Annotated in this window: 23 protein-coding genes and 6 tRNA genes; 16 read left to right on the top strand and 13 right to left on the bottom strand. The window is 59.0% G+C overall.

The genetic code is table 11. The features are described from left to right. The first annotated feature begins 223 nt into the window (after positions 1–223). Positions 224–385 carry a hypothetical protein gene (locus tag AC13RE_RS00745; RefSeq protein WP_488484902.1) on the top strand — a complete coding sequence of 54 codons (162 nt, stop codon included), beginning with the start codon at positions 224–226 and terminating at the stop codon, positions 383–385. A 55-nt stretch (positions 386–440) separates the two neighbouring features. Here the strand turns inward: AC13RE_RS00745 and AC13RE_RS00740 are convergent. From AC13RE_RS00740 to AC13RE_RS00720, 5 genes are all read right to left on the bottom strand, one after another. After that, positions 441–517: transfer RNA gene (locus AC13RE_RS00740), tRNA-Arg, on the bottom strand. A 91-nt stretch (positions 518–608) separates the two neighbouring features. Next, the gene (locus AC13RE_RS00735) at positions 609–914 is read right to left on the bottom strand and encodes an ETC complex I subunit (protein WP_112338303.1); all 306 of its coding nucleotides are present in this window, start codon (positions 912–914) and stop codon (positions 609–611) included. Between the two features lie 179 nt (positions 915–1093). Then, positions 1094–1170, bottom strand: a tRNA-Pro gene (locus tag AC13RE_RS00730). A 141-nt stretch (positions 1171–1311) separates the two neighbouring features. Continuing rightward, entirely contained in the window at positions 1312–1824 is a 513-nt protein-coding gene (locus tag AC13RE_RS00725) for a DUF192 domain-containing protein (protein ID WP_488561621.1), read from the bottom strand. 1 nt (position 1825) lies between these two features. After that, positions 1826–2404, bottom strand: coding sequence for a cold-shock protein (locus AC13RE_RS00720; RefSeq protein ID WP_015339721.1), 579 nt, complete (start codon positions 2402–2404; stop codon positions 1826–1828). Between the two features lie 197 nt (positions 2405–2601). On the opposite strand from AC13RE_RS00720, the gene AC13RE_RS00715 reads away from it, so the two are divergent. The 5 genes from AC13RE_RS00715 to AC13RE_RS00695 all read left to right on the top strand — a co-directional run bounded on the left by AC13RE_RS00715 (position 2602) and on the right by AC13RE_RS00695 (position 4646). After that, on the top strand, positions 2602–3042 hold the full coding sequence (locus AC13RE_RS00715; RefSeq protein ID WP_015339720.1) for a VOC family protein: 441 nt from the start codon (positions 2602–2604) through the stop codon (positions 3040–3042). A gap of 204 nt (positions 3043–3246) precedes the next feature. Then, positions 3247–4038, top strand: coding sequence for a hypothetical protein (locus AC13RE_RS00710; protein ID WP_488561620.1), 792 nt, complete (start codon positions 3247–3249; stop codon positions 4036–4038). A gap of 173 nt (positions 4039–4211) precedes the next feature. After that, positions 4212–4286: transfer RNA gene (locus tag AC13RE_RS00705), tRNA-Glu, on the top strand. An 82-nt stretch (positions 4287–4368) separates the two neighbouring features. Beyond that, positions 4369–4443: transfer RNA gene (locus AC13RE_RS00700), tRNA-Glu, on the top strand. Positions 4444–4571: 128 nt separating this feature from the next. Next, positions 4572–4646: transfer RNA gene (locus tag AC13RE_RS00695), tRNA-Glu, on the top strand. Between the two features lie 76 nt (positions 4647–4722). On the opposite strand, the gene recJ is transcribed toward AC13RE_RS00695, so the two are convergent. The 4 genes from recJ to AC13RE_RS00675 form a co-directional block, all read right to left on the bottom strand. After that, positions 4723–6528, bottom strand: a complete 1806-nt coding sequence (recJ, locus tag AC13RE_RS00690) for a single-stranded-DNA-specific exonuclease RecJ (RefSeq protein ID WP_488561619.1) — start codon at positions 6526–6528, stop codon at positions 4723–4725. Positions 6529–6582: 54 nt separating this feature from the next. Continuing rightward, positions 6583–7902 (bottom strand): homoserine dehydrogenase, encoded by a 1320-nt coding sequence (locus AC13RE_RS00685; RefSeq protein WP_113233384.1) that lies wholly within the window; start codon positions 7900–7902, stop codon positions 6583–6585. Positions 7903–7959: 57 nt separating this feature from the next. Further along, positions 7960–9180: an LL-diaminopimelate aminotransferase gene (locus AC13RE_RS00680; RefSeq protein WP_015339716.1), complete on the bottom strand. Its 1221-nt coding sequence runs from the start codon at positions 9178–9180 to the stop codon at positions 7960–7962. A gap of 223 nt (positions 9181–9403) precedes the next feature. Beyond that, complete coding sequence (locus tag AC13RE_RS00675; protein WP_488561618.1) at positions 9404–9856, bottom strand: hypothetical protein; 453 nt, start codon at positions 9854–9856, stop codon at positions 9404–9406. A gap of 160 nt (positions 9857–10016) precedes the next feature. Here AC13RE_RS00675 and AC13RE_RS00670 point away from each other — a divergent pair, with 160 nt between their 5' ends. The 7 genes from AC13RE_RS00670 (at position 10017) to AC13RE_RS00640 (ending at position 17719) form a co-directional block, all read left to right on the top strand. Continuing rightward, positions 10017–11858 (top strand): PHA/PHB synthase family protein, encoded by a 1842-nt coding sequence (locus AC13RE_RS00670; protein ID WP_488561617.1) that lies wholly within the window; start codon positions 10017–10019, stop codon positions 11856–11858. 14 nt (positions 11859–11872) lie between these two features. Beyond that, positions 11873–12619 carry a DNA/RNA nuclease SfsA gene (gene sfsA / locus AC13RE_RS00665; RefSeq protein ID WP_488561616.1) on the top strand — a complete coding sequence of 249 codons (747 nt, stop codon included), beginning with the start codon at positions 11873–11875 and terminating at the stop codon, positions 12617–12619. A gap of 2 nt (positions 12620–12621) precedes the next feature. Continuing rightward, positions 12622–13458 carry a type I methionyl aminopeptidase gene (gene map / locus AC13RE_RS00660; RefSeq protein ID WP_132716486.1) on the top strand — a complete coding sequence of 279 codons (837 nt, stop codon included), beginning with the start codon at positions 12622–12624 and terminating at the stop codon, positions 13456–13458. A gap of 3 nt (positions 13459–13461) precedes the next feature. Then, the gene (radC, locus tag AC13RE_RS00655) at positions 13462–14319 is read left to right on the top strand and encodes a RadC family protein (protein WP_488561615.1); all 858 of its coding nucleotides are present in this window, start codon (positions 13462–13464) and stop codon (positions 14317–14319) included. Positions 14320–14580: 261 nt separating this feature from the next. Next, positions 14581–15177, top strand: coding sequence for a dual specificity protein phosphatase family protein (locus AC13RE_RS00650; protein WP_488561614.1), 597 nt, complete (start codon positions 14581–14583; stop codon positions 15175–15177). A 109-nt stretch (positions 15178–15286) separates the two neighbouring features. Continuing rightward, positions 15287–16693 carry a Si-specific NAD(P)(+) transhydrogenase gene (sthA, locus tag AC13RE_RS00645; RefSeq protein ID WP_488561613.1) on the top strand — a complete coding sequence of 469 codons (1407 nt, stop codon included), beginning with the start codon at positions 15287–15289 and terminating at the stop codon, positions 16691–16693. Between the two features lie 222 nt (positions 16694–16915). Next, positions 16916–17719 carry a phytanoyl-CoA dioxygenase family protein gene (locus AC13RE_RS00640; protein ID WP_488561612.1) on the top strand — a complete coding sequence of 268 codons (804 nt, stop codon included), beginning with the start codon at positions 16916–16918 and terminating at the stop codon, positions 17717–17719. A 125-nt stretch (positions 17720–17844) separates the two neighbouring features. On the opposite strand, the gene tig is transcribed toward AC13RE_RS00640, so the two are convergent. The 4 genes from tig to AC13RE_RS00620 form a co-directional block, all read right to left on the bottom strand. Further along, a complete protein-coding gene (gene tig / locus AC13RE_RS00635) occupies positions 17845–19335 on the bottom strand; it encodes a trigger factor (RefSeq protein ID WP_112338407.1) in 1491 nt (496 codons plus the stop codon). 278 nt (positions 19336–19613) lie between these two features. After that, positions 19614–19698 (bottom strand) — tRNA-Leu (locus AC13RE_RS00630). Between the two features lie 145 nt (positions 19699–19843). After that, positions 19844–20458 (bottom strand): GDYXXLXY domain-containing protein, encoded by a 615-nt coding sequence (locus tag AC13RE_RS00625; protein ID WP_488561611.1) that lies wholly within the window; start codon positions 20456–20458, stop codon positions 19844–19846. Then, the gene (locus AC13RE_RS00620; protein WP_488561610.1) at positions 20455–21594 is read right to left on the bottom strand and encodes a DUF2157 domain-containing protein; all 1140 of its coding nucleotides are present in this window, start codon (positions 21592–21594) and stop codon (positions 20455–20457) included. Before AC13RE_RS00620 ends, AC13RE_RS00625 begins: the two co-directional genes overlap by 4 nt. A gap of 846 nt (positions 21595–22440) precedes the next feature. On the opposite strand from AC13RE_RS00620, the gene AC13RE_RS00615 reads away from it, so the two are divergent. The 3 genes from AC13RE_RS00615 to AC13RE_RS00605 all read left to right on the top strand — a co-directional run bounded on the left by AC13RE_RS00615 (position 22441) and on the right by AC13RE_RS00605 (position 23611). Then, the gene (locus AC13RE_RS00615) at positions 22441–22587 is read left to right on the top strand and encodes a DUF1127 domain-containing protein (protein ID WP_015339702.1); all 147 of its coding nucleotides are present in this window, start codon (positions 22441–22443) and stop codon (positions 22585–22587) included. A 305-nt stretch (positions 22588–22892) separates the two neighbouring features. Beyond that, a complete protein-coding gene (locus AC13RE_RS00610) occupies positions 22893–23036 on the top strand; it encodes a DUF1127 domain-containing protein (protein ID WP_069611985.1) in 144 nt (47 codons plus the stop codon). Positions 23037–23254: 218 nt separating this feature from the next. After that, entirely contained in the window at positions 23255–23611 is a 357-nt protein-coding gene (locus tag AC13RE_RS00605; RefSeq protein ID WP_488561609.1) for a VOC family protein, read from the top strand. The last annotated feature ends 32 nt before the right edge of the window (positions 23612–23643 follow it).

Here is a 23643-nt window from a genome sequence, read left to right as displayed (position 1 = left end):
ATCGAATGAACAAAACCCGCCGCTGCGTCGCAGCCGGCGGGTTTTTTCATAGGTTCAGTGACGGTTATCGGCGTTAGGCGAGGATATCGCGGACTGTCTTCTCCTGGTTGCCGCCTGGCAAATGGCAGCGTGAGCAAGCCCTGTAGCGCTTCGCAAAAAACGCGATATATTCTTTATAGCCGCGAATAATGCGGAATTCACGAGACGTCGAGGGAAGCGGGCCGTGAAAAGAAGCGACAGGATCATCGGCGGACTTGCACTTTTAAGCGCCGCCATCATCGTCATAAAACTGGCCGGAGCAATGTATGGCCACGATCTCATTCAGATGGCCGTCGATGCTACAAGGCCCGTAGGCGCCGGTGGCTGGTCAACGACGGCGAACTGAGCATAAAGAGCGGGCTGATCGCGCGTGATCAGCAGCACGCTATCTGATCGGAGAATGGCGACCCCTGCAGGATTCGAACCTGCGACCACATGCTTAGAAGGCAAGTGCTCTATCCAGCTGAGCTAAGGGGCCGTAAGGCCTGGCCGCACCCTACATGCGGCGGGCAACACATGCCTGAAACCGCCGCCAAACTCAATGGGCGGCGCTCAATAAGTGCCTGGCTTCAGTGAGTCCAGGGCTGGATGCGGTTGAAGCGGAAGTTGTCTGAATAAGACAACGTCTGCCGGATAGGATCCTTCGGCGGGACGACGCGGTAGTCGATGCCGTTGCGCTTGGCGTAGTCTTCCGCCTGCTCCTGCGTCTCGAAGGTCAGCTTGAGCTGCTGGCGCATATCGCCCGAGGAGGTATAGCCCATGATCGGATCGATCTTGCGCGGCGTTTCCTGATCGAACTCCAGAACCCAGATATTGGTTTTGGCCTTGCCGGATTGCATGGCGGTTTTTGCAGGACGATAAATCTTGGCAGGCATTGCTGCAGCGCCTCCGAATCAAGCGGGAATGATCCGCCTTCTTGCTTCTCTTGCCTTGGCGCGATCCCTTGCGGGTCACGCAAACGCGACTTTTGCTTAGCCGCGAATCCCTTTATTTTCAAGCGAAAAGGCAGCCGCCATCGGGACGAATTCAACGACTTCTATGAGGGAATATTAAATGGTCGGAGTGGAGAGATTCGAACTCCCGACCCTCTGGTCCCAAACCAGATGCGCTACCAGACTGCGCTACACTCCGTACCGTCAGCATGACCCGAACGGGATCATGAGCTGATTTCCGCCGAACGCTTGATCCTGCGGAACGAGTGGGGAGATACACGGTTCATCTCCCCGCTGCAACAGGTAAAATCTCGGCCGGCACATCTTCCCCGGTGAAAATTTACTTGCCGAGCTTTCCTGAAATGGTGGCACTCGTCACCGTATCGCCAACGGCAAGGCCGAGTTTGCGAACAATACCGGCATTTAGCTCGATGACATAGGCAACCGGCCCACCGGAGCTGATGATCGCTTCGGAATAGGGCACGGCGTTTTCCTGGATATGGGTTACAACACCCTTTTGATCCAGAAACAGCATATCGAGCGGCAACTTGGTGTTCTTCATCCACATCATGACAGGCCGCGGCGTGCCGAAATCGAACAGCATGCCATGATCGGCCGGCATGCTGTCGCGATACATCAGGCCGAGTTCGAGCTGTGGCGGCGTCAGGGCCAGTTCCACGGTGAATTTATGCGTCTCGCCCTTGGGCGATGCGATTGAAAGCGGTTCCGAATCGAAAGCCATCGACTGCCGGCCCACAGTTTGTCCCGCGAAGGACACGGGGATTACGGCCCCAACGAGAAAAAGCGCCAAAATGGCGCTTTTCAAAATTCCGGAAAAACCAGCTTTGCTCATATCAGTGCGGCCGTGTCACCGGGCTCGGCGCATCCGGGTGGATTTCGGCGGCCATCAGGCCTTTTTCGCCCGGTCCGAAGCGGACGAGCACCACCTGCCCCGGCCGAAGCTCGGCGAGACCGAAGCGGCGCAGCGTTTCCATATGGACGAAGATATCTTCGGTGCCCTCGCCGCGCGTCAGGAAGCCGAAGCCCTTGGTGCGGTTGAACCACTTGACCAGCGCGCGCTCTAGGCCACTCGTCGCCGTCACCTGCACATGCGTGCGCACGGGCGGCATCTGCGACGGATGTACGGCCGTCGATTGGTCCATGGAGAGGATCTTGAAAGCCTGATATCCGCGCTCGCGGCGCTGGATCAGCGCGACGATGCGAGTTCCTTCGAGAATCGTCTGATAACCGTCGCGGCGCAGACACGTCACGTGCAGCAATACGTCCTGCATGCCATTGTCAGGCACGATAAAACCGAAGCCCTTGGCGACATCGAACCACTTGACGACGCCTGAGATTTCGATGAGCTCGACGGTATCGCCGGACATCTCCTCGAAGTCGACAACTCCCTTCGATGAAATTCTGTCACCCATCCTAGTCAGCCCTCGATTACGCGTCACACTGTTACGGTTAACTGATTCCCTGATATCAAGATTAACATCTTGGTAACGGAAAAGCGCAAGTCCTAGTTTTCGTTTATTCCCACCCTAAGATTATTGCTCCAAGACTTGCGCGAAGCTGGTGCCGCGATCGAAGATCCGTCCAGCTCAACATTAAGAGAGGAAATAGAATGCGTTATCTCCATACGATGGTCCGCGTCACCGACCTCGACGCCTCGTTGCATTTTTATAGCACCTTGTTCGGGCTTGTCGAAACTCGCCGCTACGAAAACGAGAAAGGTCGCTATACGCTCGTTTTCCTTGCGGCCGACGAGGACGCCGAATCGTCTCGCAGCAACGGCGCCCCCAGCCTGGAACTGACCTATAACTGGGACCCGGAAGAATATAGCGGAGGACGCAATTTCGGCCACCTCGCCTACGAGGTCGACGATATCTATGCGACCTGCCAGAAGCTGATGGACAACGGCATCACGATCAACCGCCCGCCCCGCGATGGTCACATGGCTTTCGTGCGTTCTCCGGACGGCATTTCGATCGAAATCCTGCAGAAGGGCGCCAATCTTCCCTCGGCCGAGCCCTGGGCTTCCATGGCCAATACCGGCTCCTGGTAAGACCTAAGCTTTCGCGAGGCTTACGGCACGCGCGGAGCCATCCGTTTCGCGCTTGCCGCCCATGCCCATCCTCCGGCATGCTTGGACGACTCGAAGCATCATGCATCGGATATCGCGCGGTCATCGTTCCCAGTCGGCGCGTGCGATATCATCGTCCCTCGCAGGAGGCCGTTCCGATGCACGCCTTTTTGCAGGGAACGTCCTATGTGCGATCAGCAGATTTTATACGGCAGAAAGAAGCTAGCAAGCACAATTGCCGTTCTTGCCTCATTTGTGATGATTGCGGGCTGCGCGACCAAGGGTCAAAAGCCGACCGAGACATCGGACATTGCGCCCGCCGCGCAGCCGACGGCAGCGGAGCAGCTCGCGGCTGATATGAACAACAAGGCCGATGCCCGGCGACGCAACGCCGACCTCGCCTATCGCGACCCGCTGGTACATAGCGTCAACGGCACGCGCCAGCAGATCGTCGCGCAGCAGAATCAGGCGCTCTATCCGGCGCCTGTGGAAACTCCCCCCGAGGGGCAAACCGGTATTGCCGGGCTGGTCACGCAGCCGACCGGCGTCAACGCGAGCAGAAGCAGCATATTTTCCGCACCGCCGCCCATTGCCGTCAATCCGGATGGGACGCTTGCCAAGACCGGAGCCAACGGAGCCCAACCCATTACGCCGATGATGCGCAGTGTCTACAGCACACCGCCAACGGCGATGCAGGCAACGGCGCCGCAGGCGATGGATACCGCCGCGGCGAACGCTCGCACCTCGGCAGAGATGCTGCCGCCACCCATCATTCGCAATGCAACCTCGCCGGCTGCGGGTTCGCCACAGCCGATTGCCCAGGTAACGGCGTCCGGAGCGGCAGCAACGCCGAGCCCGAATGTCCATGAATTGAACGGCAGACAGGCGGCCGCCCTCGCCCAATTCATCGCCTCGAAGAACCAGCCGCAGAACGGCAAGCTGCTGGTGCAGCCGGTGCAGGGCGCGACCGGGCAATAAAGAGCCTATGTTTCAAAGGATTCTTCACAGTCGCTGGCAAGAGCCTGTTAAGGCTCGCTTATTCAGCGTCGGCGGCAGTTTCACCCATCTGTCATTTTTTCCACAAAAAAGCAAAATTGCCGCTTGCGGGAATGAAATCGCCCCGCTATAAGCGCGCCACACAACAGCTGAACGCGCCCTTCGTCTATCGGTTAGGACGACAGATTTTCATTCTGTAAAGAGGGGTTCGACTCCCCTAGGGCGTGCCACTGTTGTTCTTCCTCATAGACAATTCATTTAAGCTGCCGCTTGCGGATGTGATAGGCTGTTCCTATTTACACCACTCAGCATGCGCCCTTCGTCTATCGGTTAGGACGACAGATTCTCATTCTGTAAAGAGGGGTTCGACTCCCCTAGGGCGTACCAATCGCGCGGCTCAATGTTTTCCACAGTCACCTCGAAAAATCTTCGGCTAGTCATGGATTTTTCTGCGATTTTTCTCGTTTTTCCGCTTGCGGGAATGAAAGGTGCTGACTATAAGGGCGCCACAGCACGCGCCCTTCGTCTATCGGTTAGGACGACAGATTTTCATTCTGTAAAGAGGGGTTCGACTCCCCTAGGGCGTGCCACTGTACCTTCCCCTTAAATTTATGATTTTTCTCGCAAAACGCGGGTATGTATCGGCGTATCCGCGCGTGGTTTGCGTTACGGAGCCTTCGCCGCATCCGTGACGCGAAGCTGCACACGCCGGCTACCCTGCCAGTGATCGGCACCGAGCGTGCCAGCAACGTGGATCTGTGCACCGCGCGACGACATCAGCAGCTCACCCAAGGGCGTCTCGGCCGCACGGAAGGCGATGCCATCCACTCGGCCGCCGTCCTGCGCTTCCAGCGTGATCTTGATGTGGGATTGGCCGACGAGGCGAGAATCGCGCAGGCGGTGGCTCGGAAGGGCGAAGACGGGCTGCGGATGGCCCGAGCCATAGGGACCGGCTGTCTCCAGCCTATCAATCAGCTCCACGGTCGCGCCGCTTGCGCCGAGCGCACCGTCGATCTTCAACGTTTCGTTGGCAACGAGCCCTGCTACCTGTTTCTCCGCCTTCTCCGTGAAGAAGGCGCGCAGCTTGCCGAGGTTGCTTCGCTCCACCGTCAGACCGGCCGCCATCGCATGGCCGCCGCCCTTGACCAGCAGACCGGCATCAACGGCTGCGCGCACCATGCGACCCATGTCGAAGCCGTTGATGGATCGGCCGGAGCCTGTGCCCTTGCCCATAGGATCAAAGGCGATAGCAAAGGCTGGCCGGCGGAATTTGTCCTTGAGGCGCGATGCAATGAGGCCGACGATTCCCGGATGCCAGTTCTCGCGCGCCGTAATGATGACGGAAGCGCCATCGCCATTGCCGTACTCCGCCAGCGCCTCGGCCTCCGCCTCCTGCAGCATAGCGGCCTCCATGGCCTGCCGCTCGCGATTGAGCTCGTCCAGCTTCGCGGCGATCGTGTCGGCTTCGCCACCATCAGCCAGCGTCAGCAGGCGTGCACCAAGAGCGGCATCGCCGATACGGCCGCCGGCATTGATGCGCGGGCCAATCAGGAAGCCGAAGTGATAGGGTGTGACGGGACCATTGAGACCGGCTTTGCGAAACAGCGCTGCGAGCCCGAGATTGCCCTGATGGCGGGCGGCGATCAGCCCTTTGACGACATAGGCACGGTTTAAGCCCTTCAGCGGCACGACATCGCAGACGGTCGCGAGCGCGACGATATCGAGCCAGGCAAGCAGGTCGATCGAACGCACGCGGGAATCACCGGCCTCGCGCAGCAGCCGTAAGGCTGCGACCAAAACCATGAAGACCACCCCCGCGGCACAGAGATGCCCCTGCCCCGAAAGATCGTCTTCGCGGTTCGGATTGACCAGCGCATGGCATGGCGGCAGCTCATGCGCCACCTGGTGATGATCGATAACGACAACGTCGATACCGCGTGCCTTCGCCACCTCAAGCGATTCGAAGCTGGTGGAGCCGCAATCGACCGTCACGATCAGCGTCGCGCCATTGTCGATAAGCTGGCCGATAGCGGTGGGATTAGGCCCGTAGCCTTCGAAGATGCGATCGGGAATGTAGATGCTGGCCGGGACGCCGAAATGGGTGAGGAAGCGATAGAGCAGCGCCGAGGAGGCCGCGCCGTCGACATCGTAGTCGCCGAAGATCGCAACGGTCTCGCCCTTCTTGATCGCGTGCAGAAGGCGCTGAGCCGCCTTCTCGCAATCGGTCAGCAGATGCGGGTCCGGCATCAGGCCGCGGATGGTCGGATCGAGGAAGGCCATGGCTTCATCCTGCCCGACGCCGCGGCCGGCAAGCACGCGGGCAATCAGTTCAGGCAGACCATGCGTCTGCGCAATGGCGAGCGCCCTGTTCTGGCCAGCCTGATCGAGCCTGGATACCCAGCGATTGCCTGATACCGAGCGCTCGACACCCAGAAATGCCCGCTGAACTGGATCGACCGGCTGCTCCACCATCTCTCCCGGAATTTGAGAGCGGCGTCCCTTTGAGGCACGCCGCCGCTGCTGAGACTATTCTTTCGGCCGCTCGATACGGATGACCTGCGGCTCGCCGACGAGATAGCCTTCGTTCTTGATTGCCGCAACCGCCTTGCGCACCGAATCCTCCGTCGTCGCATGGGTGACGAGGATGATCGTCTGATGATCGGATGGCGCCAGATGCTGCTTGGAGCGCTGGACGATCGATTCGAGCGAAATATGGTTTTCCGCCATACGGGTCGCGACGCTGGCAAAGACGCCGGTACGGTCAAGCACTGTCAGGCGGATGAAATAGCCGCCTTCATGGCTCTGCATCTGCGCCTTGCGGTAGGGCTCCAGCGCCTTGGCGGGGTGCCCCAGCACCGGGACACGCTGCTCGCCCGGCCGGCTCTTGGCGATATCGGCGATGTCGCCAAGCACGGAAGATGCCGTCGCATTGCCGCCGGCTCCAGGGCCGACCATCAGCAGTTCGCCGAGAATATCGGATTCGATCGCCACGGCATTGGTGACACCATCGACCTGGGCGATGACCGAATCGAGCGGCACCATGGTCGGGTGCACACGCTGCTCGATGCCGCTTTCGGTGCGCTGGGCGACGCCGAGCAGCTTGATGCGGTAGCCGAGATCGGCGGCAGCGCGGATATCCTCGATGGAAACGTTGGTGATGCCCTCGAGGTAGATATCATCGGCCGCAATGCGGTTGCCGAAGGCAAGCGTCGTCAGGATGGCAAGCTTATGAGCCGTGTCATTGCCCTCGATGTCGAAAGCCGGATCGGCCTCGGCATAGCCGAGACGCTGCGCTTCCTTGAGGCAATCGGCGAAGGACAGGCCTTCTTTCTCCATCCGGGTCAGGATGTAGTTGCAGGTGCCGTTCATGATGCCATAGACGCGGGAAATCGTATTGCCCGTCAGGGATTCGCGCAGGGCCTTGATGACCGGGATGCCACCGGCAACGGCTGCTTCGAAATTCAGCAGGGCACCCTTCTCTTCGGCGATCTGCGCGAGCTCGACACCGTGATAAGCAAGCAGCGCCTTGTTGGCGGTGACGACATGCAGGCCGCGTGCAAGCGCTGCGCGCACAGCTGCATTGGCCGCGCCCTCGGAACCGCCGATCAGCTCGACGAAGACGTCGATATCGGCCTTCTGCGCCAGATCGACCGGACCGCCAAACCATTCGATGCCCGTTAGATCGATGCCGCGATCCCGCGTGCGATCGCGCGCCGTGACGGCGACGATCTTGACGGGACGACCGCAGGTAACGGCAAGCTCGTTAGCGCGGCTCTGGATGATGCGGACGAGCGAGGCACCAACGGTACCCAAGCCCGCAATGCCGATTTTGAGGGCATCTGCCATGGAAAAATTCCTGATCAGTATTGGGACGGCAGCCGCGGAAACGGCTGCCGCACGATATTATGAACGATGAGCGTTCAGCGAAATGACATTGTGCATGGTTTCATCCGCGGTGGAGAGGAAGCGCTTCAGATTGCGCGCCGCCTGACGGATGCGATGCTCGTTTTCAACAAGCGCTATGCGCACGTAATCGTCGCCCTGCTCGCCGAAGCCGATGCCTGGAGCAACTGCGATGTCGGCTTTCTCGACCAGCAGCTTGGAAAACTCCAGCGAGCCGAGATGACGGAACTTTTCCGGGATCTTCGCCCAGGCAAACATCGTCGCGGCCGGCGGCGGCACGTCGAAGCCGGCCTTGCCGAAGCTGTCGACCAGAACGTCGCGACGGCGCTTGTAGATGTTGCGCACTTCGGCGATGTCGGAGCCGTCACCATTCAGCGCGTGGGTCGCCGCCACCTGGATCGGTGTGAAGGCGCCGTAATCAAGGTAGGACTTTACGCGCGTCAGCGCCGCGATCAGCCGCTCGTTGCCGACTGCGAAGCCCATGCGCCAGCCGGGCATGGAGAAGGTCTTCGACATCGAGGTGAACTCGACCGTCACATCCATGGCGCCCGGCACTTCCAGCACGGACGGCGGCGGCGCGTCGTCGAAGTAGATTTCCGAATAGGCGAGATCCGAAAGCACGATGATGTCGTGCTTCTTCGCGAAAGCGACGACTTCCTTGTAGAAATCGAGCGTCGCCACATAGGCCGTCGGGTTCGACGGATAGTTCAGGATCAGCGCCAGCGGCTTCGGGATCGAGTGGCGCACCGCCCGCTCCAAAGGCGGGAAGAAGCTGTCATCCGGCTCGACCGGTATCGAACGGATCACGCCGCCGGCCATCAGGAAGCCGAAAGCATGGATCGGATAGGTCGGGTTCGGGCAGAGAATGACGTCGCCAGGCGCCGTGATCGCCTGCGCCATATTGGCAAAGCCTTCCTTGGAGCCGAGGGTGGCGACCACCTGCGTATCCGGATTGAGCTTCACGCCGAAACGGCGGGCATAATAGGCGGCCTGCGCGCGGCGAAGGCCAGGAATGCCCTTGGAGGAGGAATAACGATGCGTGCGCGGGTCCTGGACCACTTCGCACAGCTTGTCGACGATGGCCTTGGGGGTTGGAAGATCTGGATTGCCCATGCCGAGGTCGATAATGTCCGCCCCGCCCGCTCGCGCGCTCGCTTTCAAACGATTGACCTGTTCGAAAACGTAGGGCGGCAAACGCCGGACTTTATGAAACTCTTCCATTTCTTTCCCCATGGGACAGCGGCCCTCAAAACCGCGCTGAAGTTCGTTGATCTCCCGGCCAGCCGCGATACGAACTTGGGACTCGCGGCGCCGTATTCATGCTATCTCGAAAGATAAGGTGAATCTTGGGCGCTTATGCACGCAAAATGCAATCCGCCCGTCAAGATACATCCAATTTCGGCCTATCCGAACGCTTTGCGTCCAAATCGCCTGAAACGCAAGGCTAATTCTGCGTTTGGGCAGGCTGCGTGCCGCCCTCTTTTTGAATTTCCTGCAGCGTATCCTGGCCATGTTCGGCAGCGAGCTTGCGCATTTCGGCGACGCGCTTCTGGTACTCGGCCTCAGAGATCGCGCCAGCCTTGCGCTGCGATCCGAGCGCGGTCAACTGCTTGACCAGATCGCCAGCCTGCTGATCGTTGATCTGGACGTTTGCAGCGGTCGGCGGCGCGTTGAAGGAAGGATAGCCGTCCTTGTAATATTGCTGCGTGCTGGTTTCCACCACCGGCGTGCCCTTGGCGGGCTTTACGATGACAGCCTGAGGCGGCTGCTTGCGCTTGGCGAAGGCGGCCTTTTCCTCGGGCGTCGAGCAGCCCGCGAGCGTCAATGCGAGAATTCCGCACATTGCACCGCAGAGTACGGAATACCGGTTCAGTCTTGCCACCATGCCGCCGCCCATAATTGTCTTCCTGCGCTATTCCTTGCTGTGGGTTGCGACTGTTAAATTTGTCGCAGCAGCAAAGCAAGAGCAGGGTTGCGTTTCATTCGACTTGTATTCCTTTTCCCGCAAGATGTACAAATGGAAAACAAGACACGAGCTGCCGCCGGGAGGATGATGCGTGACCGACAGCAAGCGGGACAAGAATGAAGGTAATGGCGGCTTTCCCGGCTTTGATCCAAAGTCAGTCGAGCCTTACATCGTCAGGGATCCCGAAGCGATGGCCGTCAACTTTGCCCGTGCGCTGGAAAATCTCGGCAAGGCGGCCTCCGCCTGGCTTGCGCCACGCGAGCGCGGCGAGAAGGTCGATACGGTTGCCGATCCCTTCACCGACATGGTCAAGACACTCTCCAAGGTCGGAGAGTACTGGCTTTCCGATCCCCGCCGGACGCTGGAGGCGCAGACTCATCTGCTTTCCGGTTATTTCGGCCTGTGGACGAAGACCATGCAGCGCCTCAGCGGCGATTCGTCAGCCGAAGCCGAACCTGTGAAGGACAGGCGCTTTGCCGATGAGGACTGGCAGAAGAATCCTTTCTTCGACTTCCTGAAGCAGACCTATCTTCTGACGTCGAACTGGGCGGAAAAGCTGGTTGGCGAAGCGGAAGGGCTGGACGAACATACGCGTCACAAGGCGGCGTTCTACACCAAGCAGATCACCGCCGCCTTTTCGCCGACCAATTTCATCGCGACGAATCCGCAGGTCTACCGCGAAACCATCGCCTCCAATGCCGAGAATCTCGTGCGCGGCATGAAGATGCTGGCGGAAGATATCAGCCTCGGTCACGGCGAGCTGCGGCTGCGGCAAACAGACATGACGAAATTCGCGGTCGGCCGCGACATGGCACTCACCCCGGGCAAGGTCATTGCGCAGAGCGATGTCTGCCAGGTGATCCAATATGAGCCGGCGACCGACAAGGTCTTGAAACGGCCGCTGCTGATCTGCCCACCCTGGATCAACAAATTCTACATTCTCGATCTCAACCCACAGAAATCCTTCATCAAATGGTGCGTGGAGCAGGGTCACACGGTCTTCGTGATCTCCTGGGTAAACCCGGACCATCGCCATGCGACGAAGGACTGGACCTCCTATGCCCGCGAGGGCATCGATTTCGCCCTGGAGGCGGTCGAAAAGGCAACGGGCGAGCATGAGGTCAATGCTGTCGGATATTGCGTCGGCGGCACGCTGCTCGCGGCGACGCTTGCCCTCCATGCCAAGGAAAAGAACAAGCGCATCCGAACGGTTACCTTCCTGACGACGCAGGTCGATTTCACCTTTGCTGGCGATCTGAAGGTTTTCGTCGACGAGGAGCAGATTGCAGCCCTCGAAGAGCAGATGAATGTGCTCGGCTATCTCGAAGGCTCGAAGATGGCGACGGCTTTCAACATGCTGCGCGCCTCCGAACTGATCTGGCCCTATTTCGTCAATAACTATCTGAAGGGGCAGGAACCCCTACCCTTCGACCTCCTGTTCTGGAATGCCGATTCGACGCGCATGGCCGCGGCCAACCACTCATTTTACCTGCGCAACTGCTACCTCAACAATGCATTGAGCCAGGGCAAAATGGTGCTCGACGGCAAGACGCTGTCGCTGAAGGACGTACGCATCCCCGTCTACAATCTGGCGACGCGCGAAGACCATATCGCGCCGGCCAAATCGGTCTTCGTCGGCAGCCAATGTTTCGGCGGTCCGGTGGAATTCGTCGTGACCGGCTCCGGTCACATTGCCGGTGTCGTCAACCCGCCCGACAAGCACAAATATCAGTTCTGGACAGGCGGCCCGTTGGGCGGCGACTATGAGGATTGGCTCGCCGAGGCAAAGGAAACGCCTGGCTCCTGGTGGCCACATTGGCATGCCTGGATCCTCGAGCAGGACCATCGCATGACGGCTGCGCGCAAACCCGGCGGCAAGGCCCTCAATGCGCTGGAAGAAGCACCCGGCAGCTACGTCCTGGAACGGGCGTAGGCAGTCGCCCGATTATGCAATTTCCTTCGCCTCTCGTCCCTGCCCGCCTGATTTCCCGCTACAAGCGCTTCCTCTTCGATGCCGAGCTGGAGGACGGCACCTTCATCACCGGTTCCTGCCCGAATACTGGCTCGATGCTCGGGCTGACAGCGCCGGGCTCGCGAATCTGGCTTTCCGAGCATGAGGGAGCGAAACGAAAATACCGCCATGTCTTCGAACTAATCGAGGCAGACGACACGACCGTCGGCGTCAATACCGCCATGCCGAACCGCATTGCGGCGGAAGCGATCGCGCTTGGGCAAGTCTCCGATCTCGGAGAATACACGATGGTCAAACGCGAGCAGAATTACGGCCGCAACTCCCGCATCGACCTGCTCTTGACCGACCCTTTGCGGACAACCACCTATGTCGAGGTGAAAAACGTCCATTTCATGCGGCAGCCGGGTCTTGCAGAGTTCCCCGATACGGCGACGGCACGCGGCGCCAAGCATCTGGAAGAACTCGGCGATATGGCCGAGGCCGGCTACCGCGCCGTCATGTTGTTCGTGATCCAGCGCAATGATTGCCATCGCTTCCGCATCTGCGGTGATCTCGATCCGGTCTACGCGAAGGCCTACTATCGCGCATTGGCGCGTGGTGTCGAAGTCTATGCGCTGAAATGCAGGGTTTCGCCGACGGAAATCGCGCCTGCCGGGTTGATCCCGATAGACGAACCCGGCATAGCTGCATTAGAACAGTTTAAGATCTCTATCGAAGGCTAGTCATGGTGAATTACATCGAAGCGGCAACGGCGCCGGCGAAAAATACGGGTGCTATCCGCATCTACGGAGAGGACGCCTTTGCCGGAATGCGCAAGGCTTGCCAGCTGACCGCGCGCTGCCTCGATGAACTCACCGCGATCGCCAAGCCCGGCGTGCCCACCGACGTCATCGACCGTTTCGTCTTCGAATTCGGCATGGATCACGGCGCTTATCCAGCGACGCTGAACTACCGCGGCTACATGAAATCCTCCTGCACGTCGATCAACCACGTCGTCTGTCACGGCATTCCCAATGACAAGCCGCTGCGCGAAGGCGATATCGTCAATATCGACGTGACCTATGTGCTCGACGGCTGGCACGGCGATTCCAGCCGCATGTACCCAGTCGGCGAAATCAAGCGCTCGGCCGAACGGCTGCTGGAAGTCACCTACGAATCCCTGATGCGCGGCATCGCCGCCGTTCGTCCGGGTGCCCGCACGGGCGCCATCGGCGAAGCGATCCAGACCTATGCCGAGGGCGAACGCTGCTCGGTCGTGCGCGACTTCTGCGGCCACGGCGTCGGCAGCCTGTTCCACGACTCGCCGAACATTCTGCACTACGGGCGGGTCAATGATGGTCCGGAGCTGCGCGAAGGCATGATCTTCACCATCGAGCCGATGATCAATCTCGGCAAGCCGCATGTGAAAGTGCTCGGCGATGGCTGGACCGCCGTCACTCGCGACCGTTCGCTCTCGGCACAGTACGAGCATACGGTCGGCGTCACTGCGACGGGCTGTGAGATCTTCACCCTGTCGCCCGGCGGCCTCGACCGCCCCGGCCTGCCGCCGCTGCAGGGATAATTCATGGCGAAACGTCCCGCTTCTTCCAATGGACATGGTGACATGCCCCTCGAAAGAGGCGGGAAGACGGAGACTTTGGAAGAGGCTCCGCTACTCGACGAGCGGCTGTTCTTCCCCCAACAGACTGTCAAGCCGGCCTCGCAGACCCCCAAATCCGCCCCGATAGCCAAATCCGCGCCAGCCAATGTCGAAGCCCATTATCATGGTCACCGCGAACGGTTGCGCAATCGCTATCGCGACGGTGGCGACGCGGCGTTGGCCGATTATGAAATCCTCGAGCTGCTGCTTTTCCGGCTGATCCCGCGTCGCGACACGAAACCCATCGCCAAGGCCTTGCTCACTCGCTTTGGCTCGCTCGGCGGCGTATTCGGCGCGCCGGTCGGCCTGTTGACCGAGGTCAGCGGCGTCGGCGATGCGGTCGCGCTCGACCTGAAACTGGTCGCGAGCGTCGCACAGCGCATGCTGAAGAGCGAATTGACGGGCAAGCCGGTGCTCTCCTCCTGGAAGGCGCTTATCGATTATTGTCATGCCGCCATGGCGCACGAAGCCCGCGAGCAATTCCGCCTACTGTTTCTCGACAAGCGCAATGCCCTGATCGCCGACGAGGTACAGGGCTTCGGCACCATCGATCATACGCCGGTCTATCCGCGCGAGGTCGTCAAACGCGCACTCGAACTCTCCGCCTCGGCGGTGATTCTGGTCCACAACCACCCGTCGGGAGACCCAACCCCATCCCGCGCCGATATCGACATGACAAAGACCATCATCGATACCGCCAAGCCCTTGGGAATCACTGTTCACGACCATGTTATCATTGGAAAAAACGGCCACGTCAGCTTCCGGGCATTGCGATTGATCTGAAATCACCGAACGATTCCTAAGATTTTTAGTTAAAAATACAGCTCACACTTTTGATATATTTATATTTTTTAAAGCAGCCGACACTTCCGATTTTTCGAAGTGGCTGTGACTCGCCAATCCCCGTCAGTTACCATTTTTCAGTTCAGCGTCAGGATCATCTGGCAGAAGGATCGCGGCTATCGCAACGGCAAGCCTGCCGGCGGAAGTTGCTGTTTTGATTTAACCAATCCGCCTCAGTGGTCGACCCGATCCGGAGATCGCATGCAGAAGACATCGCCGACACTTGCCTCTCGCCTTTGCCGTTTTGGCCGTGGCGCGTTCGTTGCCTCGATCGGTTTCGCGGCAATCGCTGGCGGCTTCTATGCTCACATGCTCTTGACGACGAATTTCCATCCGGTCATCGCCGGCGAGCTCTACCGCTCTTCACAGCCATCGGCCAGCAACATCGCCGAGTTTCAGAAGCAATACGGTATCAAGACCATTATCAACCTGCGCGGCGACAATAGCGGGCACCATTGGTATGATACCGAAGTCGCTCAGGCGAAAGCGCTCAACATCGACCATATCGATTTCCACATGTCTTCGGGCCGCGAGCTGACACAGGAGCAGGCGGCGCAGCTTGTCGAGATCATGCGGAATGCGCCGAAGCCGATCCTCATTCATTGCCAGGCCGGGGCCGACAGAACCGGCCTAGCCTCGGCACTTTACCTCGCCGCCATTGCCAAGACGAATGAGGCTACCGCAGAGGGCCAGATGTCGATCATCTATGGTCACCTGCCGTTCTCCTTCACCCGTGCCTATGCCATGGACCGTACCTTCGAGAAGCTGGAACCCTGGCTTGGCCTTTCAGCGTCCTGAGCGCCAAACTTCCCGTTAGATAATCTGTAACATTGAGCCGCTACCGGTTGACGGAGTGCATGTTGCATTGCGACATTGATTCCCTAGTCCAGTCATCCGAGGCTTCCCGATGGACCAATTCGATCTCCTAGTCGTGGGTAGCGGCCCTGCCGGCCGCAGAGGCGCTATCCAGGCCGCCAAACTCGGCAAGAAGGTGCTCGTCGTCGAGCAAGGCAAACGGGTCGGCGGCGTTTCGGTCCACACCGGCACCATCCCTTCGAAGACATTGCGCGAAACGGCGCTCAACCTTTCGGGTTGGCGAGAACGCGGCTTCTACGGCCGCGCCTACCGCGTCAAACAGGAAATCAGCGCCGAAGATTTGCGCCGCCGCCTGCTGATCACTCTCGACCACGAGGTCGAGGTGCTTGAGCATCAGTTCGCCCGCAATCGCGTCCAGCATATTCGGGGCAAGGCAAGCTTCGTCGATCCGCAAACGATGCAGATCGTCAAGGATGATGGCGAGATCGTCACCGTGTCCGCCGCCAGCATTCTGCTTGCAGTCGGCACCAAGCCTTTCCGTCCGGATTACATGCCGTTCGACGGTAAGACGGTTCTCGACAGCGACGAACTCCTCGATATCCAGGATCTGCCGCGATCGATGGTCGTCATCGGCGCCGGCGTCATCGGCATCGAATACGCCACAATCTTCAGCGCGCTCGACACGCAGGTGACGCTGATCGATCCGAAATCCACCATGCTCGATTTCATCGACAAGGAGATCGTCGAGGATTTCATCTATCAGCTGCGTGATCGCAACATGAAGCTGCTGCTCGGCCAGAAGGCCGAGAAAGTGGAGCGCCTGGCGAACGGCAAAGTCGAACTGACGCTCGACAATGGCCGCCATATCACCACCGACATGGTTCTCTTCGCTGCCGGCCGCATGGGTGCCACGGATACCCTCAATCTTGCCGCTGCCGGCCTCGAGGCCGATGCGCGCGGCCGCCTGAACGTCAATCCGGAGACTTTCGCCACCAAGGTTCCGCATATCTTCGCTGCAGGCGATGTCGTCGGCTTCCCGAGCCTTGCCTCCACCTCGATGGAACAGGGCCGCATCGCCGCGCGCGTCGCCGTCGGCGCGATCGCCAAGGAGCCGCCGAAATACTTTCCCTACGGCATTTATGCCGTGCCGGAGATTTCCACCTGCGGCCTCTCGGAGGAAGAGGTCAAGGACCGGCACATTCCCTATGAATGCGGTATCGCCCGCTTCCGCGAGACGTCGCGCGGCCATATCATGGGCCTCGATACCGGCCTCTTGAAGATGATCTTCTCGTTGAAGACACGCCGCCTGCTCGGCGTCCACATCGTCGGCGAAGGCGCCACCGAACTCGTGCACATCGGCCAGGCCGTGCTGAACCTCAAAGGCACCGTCGAATATTTCGTCGAAAACACCTTCAACTATCCGACGCTCGCGGAAGCCTACAAGATCGCCGGCCTCGACGCCTGGAACCGCATGGGCGACATCAAGTCGGAACTCTAATAGGTCAACATTGACCATGCCGGCGGAGCTCACTACTCTGTCGGCATGATGAGCATTCTCAACATCGCTTCGGTCTTCTTCATAAACCGCTGATCCCCAGGCTTTCAGCCAAATGAAGACGAGACCGCCTCAATGGCCGCAAGGCCGCAGGTAGGTCTTTGCCGAAACAGCCGTGATGCCCGCACAGGAAGGGTGAAGACGGCGATGATCGAGAGAGATTTCATGTCAAATCAGTATCCGGCTGCGCTTTCCGATGCGCAGGTGAACGATTTCATTGAACATGGTTTTGTACGCATCGATGATGCGTTTTCACAGGAACAGGCTGCCGAAGCCCGTACCATCATGTGGCGCGATATTCCCTGCAGCGAGCACGATCCGGCAAATTGGAGATTTCCGGTCATTCGGCTACCGGGCTATGGCGGCGAGCCATTTCGCACCATCGCCAACATGCCCATTTTGCGCGCCGCTTTCGATCAACTGGTGGGGCGGGGTCGATGGCTGCCAAGAGATGGACTTGGGACCTTCCCCGTGCGATTCCCGCATCCGGACGACCCCGGCGATGCCGGCTGGCATGTCGACCTCAGCTTTCCGGGTGACGAGTGCGATCTGGACGAGAAAACGGACTTCTCGGCCTGGCGCGTGAATGTCACCTCGCGAGGGCGCGCTCTGCTTACGTTGTTTTTATTTTCCGACGTCGGTGAAGACGATGCGCCGACCCGCATCCGCGTCGGCTCCCATATGGATATGGCGCGCTATCTCGAACCTGCGGGAGAGCACGGGCGTTCTCATATGATGCTCGAGCAGATGGGAGCCGACAGCCCTCACGCACTGGCGATGGGAAAGGCCGGTACGGTCTACATCTGCCATCCCTTCCTCATTCATGCAGCGCAGAAGCATCAAGGCAGCACACCGCGCTTCATGGCGCAACCTTCGATCGGGCTTGCCAAGCCCTATCAGCTGGAGCGACCCGACGGAGCCTATAGTCCGGTGGAAATCGCCATCCGCCGCGCATTGGGTAGGCAATAATCGCATCGAGCAGACAGCTCATAACCCCTTCACCCCTGCTTGCTGGGAGAGGGCTGGGGTGAGCTACGACAAAAAAGCCCCGCCGCGAACGGCAGGGCTTCAATTTCAGTCGGAAAGAGAACCGATTATTCGGCGCTGTCTTCAGCAGCCTTCTTCTTCGGAGCGGCTTTCTTCTTCGGAGCGGCAGCTTCTTCGCCTTCGGCGGCAGCTTCAGTCGCTTCAGCCTTGGCAGCAGCCTTCTTCTTCGGAGCTGCCTTCTTGGCAGCCGGCTTGTCTTCTTCTTCGTCGTCAGCCAGCAGCGCTTCCTTGGAAACGGTCTTGTCGGTGACGTTAACCTCGGTCAGCAGATGGTCGATGACCTTTTCTTCGAAGATCGGGGCGCGCAGGTTAGCGGAAGCGCCCGGCGTCTTGCGGAAGAATTCCAGGATTTCCTTTTCCTGGCCCGGGAACTGCTGAAGCTGTGCGTAGAGAGCACGCTGCAGTTCGTCTTCGCTGACTTCGACGCCGGCCTTCTCGCCGATTTCGGAGAGAACGAGGCCAAGGCGAACGCGACGCTCAGCGAGCTTGCGGTACTCTTCGCGAGCCTTTTCTTCCGTGGTGTCTTCGTCTTCGAAGGTCTTGCCGGATTCGCTGAGATCGGTTTCGATCTGGCGCCAGATGCTGGCAAATTCAGCATCGACGAGCTTCTGCGGCGTGTCGAACTGGTACATTTCGTCGAGCTGGTCGAGGATCTGACGCTTGACCTTCTGGCGGGTAACCGAACCATACTGGCTTTCGATCTGGCCGCGAACGATCTCCTTCAGACGGTCAGCCGATTCGAGGCCGAGCTTGGAAGCGAGTTCGTCGTTGATTTCGACTTCGCCAGGAGCTGCAACTTCCTTGACGTTGATGTCGAAGGTAGCTTCCTTGCCGGCGAGGTTCTTGGCCGGATAATCGGCCGGGAAGGTTACGGTGATGACCTTTTCATCGCCAGCCTTGAGGCCGACGAGCTGCTCTTCAAAGCCCGGGATGAAGCGGTTGGAGCCGAGAACGAGCTGTGCGTCCTCATCCTTGCCGCCGTCGAAGGCAACGCCATCGACCTTGCCGAGGTAATCGATAGTGACTCGGTCGCCGTTGGCGGCCTTGCCCTTCTTGGTCTCGTAGCTGCGGGCGCTTTCGGCGATCTTGAGGATCTGCTCGGTCACTTCGTCTTCGCCGATCTCGGCGACTTCGCGGGTGACCTTGATGCCGCTGACCGGCTTCAGTTCGATCGCCGGGATGACTTCGTAAGACAGCGTGAATTCGAAATCGGCCTCAGCGGAGAGGATCTTTTCTGCCTCGTCCTGGTCTTCGGTCATCGCGATTTCCGGCTGGGTGGCCGACTTTTCGCCGCGCTCGGTCAGGATCGCCGGCGGCTGGTCGCGAACGATTTCGTTGACGAGATCGGCCATGATCGACTTGCCGTAGACCTTCTTCAGGTGCGAGACCGGAACCTTGCCCGGACGAAAGCCGTTGATGCGGACCTTGTCCTTGACCTCGGCCAGGCGCTCGTTCATGCGCACTTCCATGTCCTTGGCCGGGATGACCACCTTGATTTCGCGCTTCAGCCCTTCAGCGAGCGTTTCGATAACCTGCATTGTCCTACCTTCATTCATGGCGGCCGTGCCCAGCCTGCCGTTCGTTTCGATGAGCACGACGCCGGAAAATCCCGAGCGTGGCTTGGATGCAATTCTATTTCACCTTGCAAGAGCGCCGCGCATTCAAACAAACGCGCAAAAGGCAGCTCTATCCCGTCACGAGCCAAAACATCTTGTCCACTTCCTCATCGAAAGCGGGATGCTTTGGGCAAGATGGCGCGTCCTGCGGCATTTGGAAGACAGGCTTGGTCAGCCTCCCCCCGTCCACAAGACAGTGTTGGTGCGGGTAGAGAGACTTGAACTCCCACGCCTTGCGGCACCAGAACCTAAATCTGGCGTGTCTACCAATTTCACCATACCCGCGTTCCCAAAACCGCATGGCGATGCCTGCCCATGGGGCCTTCCGGAGCGCGGCGTCTCTATATCACCCGTTTCAAACCACGCAAAGGAAAAATGACGGTTCCGCGACGACGCTTAAAGCTTATCGGAGCTCTTCGTGCAGATATCGTCAGTAAAGCGGCTCCTCATAGACCGATTTGCCATCGAGAAGCAGGCTTCTGATATGGGCAACACCGTCGGACGACACGCGCGCCGCAATGGCGACGCGATTGTCGTTGCGGGCGCTCTCGATATCGCGACCCTGCCCTTCGGGCACGTAATAGCGCTCGATGCCATAGGTGACCCCGACAATCGCCTGCTGGGGATCGGTGACATCGCCATAGAAAACATAGTCGACAGGCAGGCTTTTGAGCACGACCGTATCGGGTTTCGGATCTAGCGTTCCGAAGGATGATTCGACGATGCCCCAGTAACCGTCGCCCTGCCTCTTCAGGCGAACGGACAGGATCGCGGCACTTCGGCTCATTTTCGGTGGTCCCTCGACCATCGTCGAGAACGGAACCCGTGAGATGTCGTAGTTCAAGGTCACGTAGTCGCCGCGCAGAAGATCGCGCGGATCGACCGGTGCCGTCTTCAAGAGAATCTCGACGCCGCTCCGCAGCCCCCAGGCGCGCTCGCCGACCATGTAGCCGAGAACTGCCGTCTGCAAAGCGGCAATGACGATGGCAGCAATCCAAAGGCGGCGGGAACTAATGGTCGGGCTCTTTTCAGCAATATTGGTCATGCCCGTGTCCCCTGCCCGCTATTGCCGGAAAAGCGCCGTTCCAGCTGGATGACCAGCCAGGCGGCAATGGCCACAAGCAAGCCGGCAACGAGGAAGAAGCCCGCCGTGCCGATGATCGAGCCTATCGTCTCGCCTGCAAGATAAAGAATTTCGCAGGCAAAGACGAAGTAAGCGAGATAGCGCACCGCGCCATTGTCGCGGCCACTGAGCGCGATGGCGATCACGGAGCTCGCCAACGTCGCCGCCGCCACGATGACAAGCGGCAATTTATCCTCGATCCAGACATTATTTTCAAAGGAACCGTTGCTGATTTCGGCATGTACAAGAAAGAAGCCGATCGATGCGATCAGAAAGGTGTAGAAAGCCGGCGCGGCGCCGGCCGTGCGCGCGAAGGGCAGGAGCGGCGAAGCGGGAACGCTGACGACAAGAAACGCTGCCATGCCGAGAGCGGCAAACAGGATCGCGGTATTCAATCCCTCATGGCGGCCGAACAGCCATGTCAGCCAGCCCACGAGCATGAGATAAGCCAAATGCCGAGCCATGGGCGCGTCGGCATAGCGGACAAGCCCAATCAGGACCGCAGCCATCAACGGCGGCATCCAGGGCATGATCCCATACCATTCGTCGAAATGCCCCCAGAGATAGACGCCGCAAAATGCCCAGGCCAGAAAACCGGCGAGCCCGACCTGAGCCGAGGAACGGAACAAGGCCGCCACGACGCAGGCCGCAGCGAACCAGACGAGCATCATTCTCAGTTCATCGCCGGACAGATTGTACATCTGGCCAACCAGCGCCATGGCGCCACCGAAACTCAAGGTGCCGAGTATCAACAATGCAGCGGCGATGATAGAGCGACCCTGGCCTAACAAATATGCAGCCGCGAGATAGAAGGCCCATATCATCGTGACCAGCCCCAGCAGACGGGCAATTCTCGGAATGGTCTCCCAGTTTGCAGATATGAACAGCAAGATCGCAAGGCCGAGAAGCACGGCGGCGATGATGGTCAATACCCGACCGGCGCTGAAACTCGTCTGGCGGCCGTCATACTCGCCGAGGATGGCTCTCGCCGTCCCCGCATCGACCAGGCCCTTATCGGTCCAGATCTTCAGATCCCGCTCCAGCCTGCCCCTGTACATGCCCGGCTCCCCCCTCGCTGCGATTCTGCTTGCGACAGAGTTAGCACAAATCGCCGCACAATCGATGCGAGCCGAGCGGTTCTGGCAGAAGCATCGGCTCATAGGAATATGTGCCATATTAATACGGAATTAAGGGATCATGCAGTATCCTTGAGGCCGGTAAATAGATACCGACTGCAGATATGCGCGCAGCTCATGCCTCCCATGAAATTATTGCGCTGCACAAATTCGAAAAATCATACTATTTATCAGACAACAAAACGGCGGTGGCGCGCCGGGCCGATGCAGATCGGAGCAAGCCTGGGGATGGAATATCCCGACACCATATTCGGAGCCGCATACTCCTCCTCCCAATGCGCTCCGATCGATTGACGACACTCCTCCTCCCAGTCGTCAATCACCATAAATGACGCCCACCGTATCCTCCTCCCGCGGTGGGCGTTATTTTTTACCTCCCCTAAATCGGTTTATGCTGCGCAGATGCGCATGTTGGCCAGCGGACTGCAATCGAAAGGCCGCATGGCAGTTCGCAGCAGATTCGAGCCCTCCAAAACAGCAAGGCCGGCGAAAACATGGCTAAAAGCGGGCCGCCGGCTGCAAACGCTTCGGAATACCCGACACTTGCTCGAAATTGAGTTCCAGCGGCGAACCCGGTTGGCCGCGATATGCACACAAAGCAGCCACCATCTTAGGCAAATCACCCATAAGGCTTGCATATGGCGCATAGGTGGCATGAAGCTTTCGCGCTTTTAGTTTTCGCGGCGCAGCATATATTTAAATCCATTAGATCGACGACGGAACCAATCACGGAACTGCTCGATCCCTTGATCCTCGAAAGGGACTACAATGAACCTGACCCGCTCTTTCAACAACTGGCGCAAGTATCGTCAGACCGTCAACGAACTCGGCCGCATGAGCTCGCGCGAACTGCACGACCTCGGCATCGACCGCGCCGACATCCATCGCGTTGCCCGCGAAGCCACCGGCCGTTAATAGCCGGATAGGCTTCGCCCAATAGCGAAAGCCTTCTCAACGCCCGTTGCGGACCTCCGCGGCGGGCGTTCTTTTTTGCCTATCGACCGAGCAGACGCAGCATAATCGATTCCGCTGCGAGCTATTCCCCATTTGCAAAGCACACAAATTTTGAGCATCGACTGCTTTTTGGGCGTCATATTGCACAAATGCATGGCAGACGCCTCTTCTTTGCACTGCACAATCAGTCTCTTCGCGCCTATATAGAGTGCAAGCGCTGAGGCGGTAATCGTACCGCCCGCAAACAAGATACTGAGGAAAAGATCATGAACCCGATTCGCATTGCAAAGAACTGGATCAGCTACCGCCGCACTCTGAACGAACTTGGCAACCTCTCCAGCCAGACCCTTTCGGATATCGGCGTCAGCCGCTACGAAATCCGCAACATTGCTGCTCGTTCTTTCCGTTAATAGGAACAGACTGAGCAGACTGCCTCAAGACGGCGCCTTTCGGCGCCGTTTTTGATTCCGGCGATTAGAAGCGCCGTACAATTGCCGCCAGACATACTGCGCCACGGTAGCCAGACGCGCCGGGTGGACATAGCCGCTCGCGGCATCACGCGCGATTTTGGAACGGAACCGCCCCTTCTCATTTACAGGTGGAAACCTTTTAAGAAGGGAGGCGGAGAATGCAAATCCAAGGAATTTACGCCGCGCTCGCGACGGCAAGCATGGATAAGGCGGAGGCGTTCTATACTCAACTTTTCGACCGAGGACCTGACGATCGTCCGATGGATGGCTTGATCCAATGGCGCAATGTTGCAGGCGCGAACATTCAAATCTTCCACGACAAGGAGAATGCGGGGCATGGCAGACTAACCATGGTGGTGCCGAAAATGGATGAAGCTCGCAAATCGCTCGAAGACGTTGGCGCAAAGCTCAGAGGTGAATCGCAAGGCAACTATGGAAAGATCGCCCAATTGGTGGATCCTGACGGAAACCGCATCACTCTTGCAGAACCACCCTCAAGGTCTTTCGATAGGTAGCTCGCCCTAAGCAGACGGACCAGAGACTAAGG

This window comes from Martinezella sp. CNPSo 3959, assembly GCF_057784355.1.
Note: the sequence above shows the minus strand (reverse complement) of the source record. Positions and strands in the feature narration are given on the sequence as shown.

Coding starts and splice junctions, on each gene's coding strand:
- AC13RE_RS00735 (WP_112338303.1), bottom strand. CDS start 914: ATGCCTGCCAAGATTTATCGTCCTGCAAAAACCGCCATGCAATCCGGC.
- AC13RE_RS00725 (WP_488561621.1), bottom strand. CDS start 1,824: ATGAGCAAAGCTGGTTTTTCCGGAATTTTGAAAAGCGCCATTTTGGCG.
- AC13RE_RS00720 (WP_015339721.1), bottom strand. CDS start 2,404: ATGGGTGACAGAATTTCATCGAAGGGAGTTGTCGACTTCGAGGAGATG.
- AC13RE_RS00715 (WP_015339720.1), top strand. CDS start 2,602: ATGCGTTATCTCCATACGATGGTCCGCGTCACCGACCTCGACGCCTCG.
- AC13RE_RS00710 (WP_488561620.1), top strand. CDS start 3,247: ATGTGCGATCAGCAGATTTTATACGGCAGAAAGAAGCTAGCAAGCACA.
- recJ (WP_488561619.1), bottom strand. CDS start 6,528: ATGGTGGAGCAGCCGGTCGATCCAGTTCAGCGGGCATTTCTGGGTGTC.
- AC13RE_RS00685 (WP_113233384.1), bottom strand. CDS start 7,902: ATGGCAGATGCCCTCAAAATCGGCATTGCGGGCTTGGGTACCGTTGGT.
- AC13RE_RS00680 (WP_015339716.1), bottom strand. CDS start 9,180: ATGGAAGAGTTTCATAAAGTCCGGCGTTTGCCGCCCTACGTTTTCGAA.
- AC13RE_RS00675 (WP_488561618.1), bottom strand. CDS start 9,856: ATGGGCGGCGGCATGGTGGCAAGACTGAACCGGTATTCCGTACTCTGC.
- sfsA (WP_488561616.1), top strand. CDS start 11,873: ATGCAATTTCCTTCGCCTCTCGTCCCTGCCCGCCTGATTTCCCGCTAC.
- map (WP_132716486.1), top strand. CDS start 12,622: ATGGTGAATTACATCGAAGCGGCAACGGCGCCGGCGAAAAATACGGGT.
- radC (WP_488561615.1), top strand. CDS start 13,462: ATGGCGAAACGTCCCGCTTCTTCCAATGGACATGGTGACATGCCCCTC.
- AC13RE_RS00650 (WP_488561614.1), top strand. CDS start 14,581: ATGCAGAAGACATCGCCGACACTTGCCTCTCGCCTTTGCCGTTTTGGC.
- sthA (WP_488561613.1), top strand. CDS start 15,287: ATGGACCAATTCGATCTCCTAGTCGTGGGTAGCGGCCCTGCCGGCCGC.
- AC13RE_RS00640 (WP_488561612.1), top strand. CDS start 16,916: ATGTCAAATCAGTATCCGGCTGCGCTTTCCGATGCGCAGGTGAACGAT.
- tig (WP_112338407.1), bottom strand. CDS start 19,335: ATGCAGGTTATCGAAACGCTCGCTGAAGGGCTGAAGCGCGAAATCAAG.
- AC13RE_RS00625 (WP_488561611.1), bottom strand. CDS start 20,458: ATGACCAATATTGCTGAAAAGAGCCCGACCATTAGTTCCCGCCGCCTT.
- AC13RE_RS00620 (WP_488561610.1), bottom strand. CDS start 21,594: ATGTACAGGGGCAGGCTGGAGCGGGATCTGAAGATCTGGACCGATAAG.
- AC13RE_RS00615 (WP_015339702.1), top strand. CDS start 22,441: ATGAACCTGACCCGCTCTTTCAACAACTGGCGCAAGTATCGTCAGACC.
- AC13RE_RS00610 (WP_069611985.1), top strand. CDS start 22,893: ATGAACCCGATTCGCATTGCAAAGAACTGGATCAGCTACCGCCGCACT.
- AC13RE_RS00605 (WP_488561609.1), top strand. CDS start 23,255: ATGCAAATCCAAGGAATTTACGCCGCGCTCGCGACGGCAAGCATGGAT.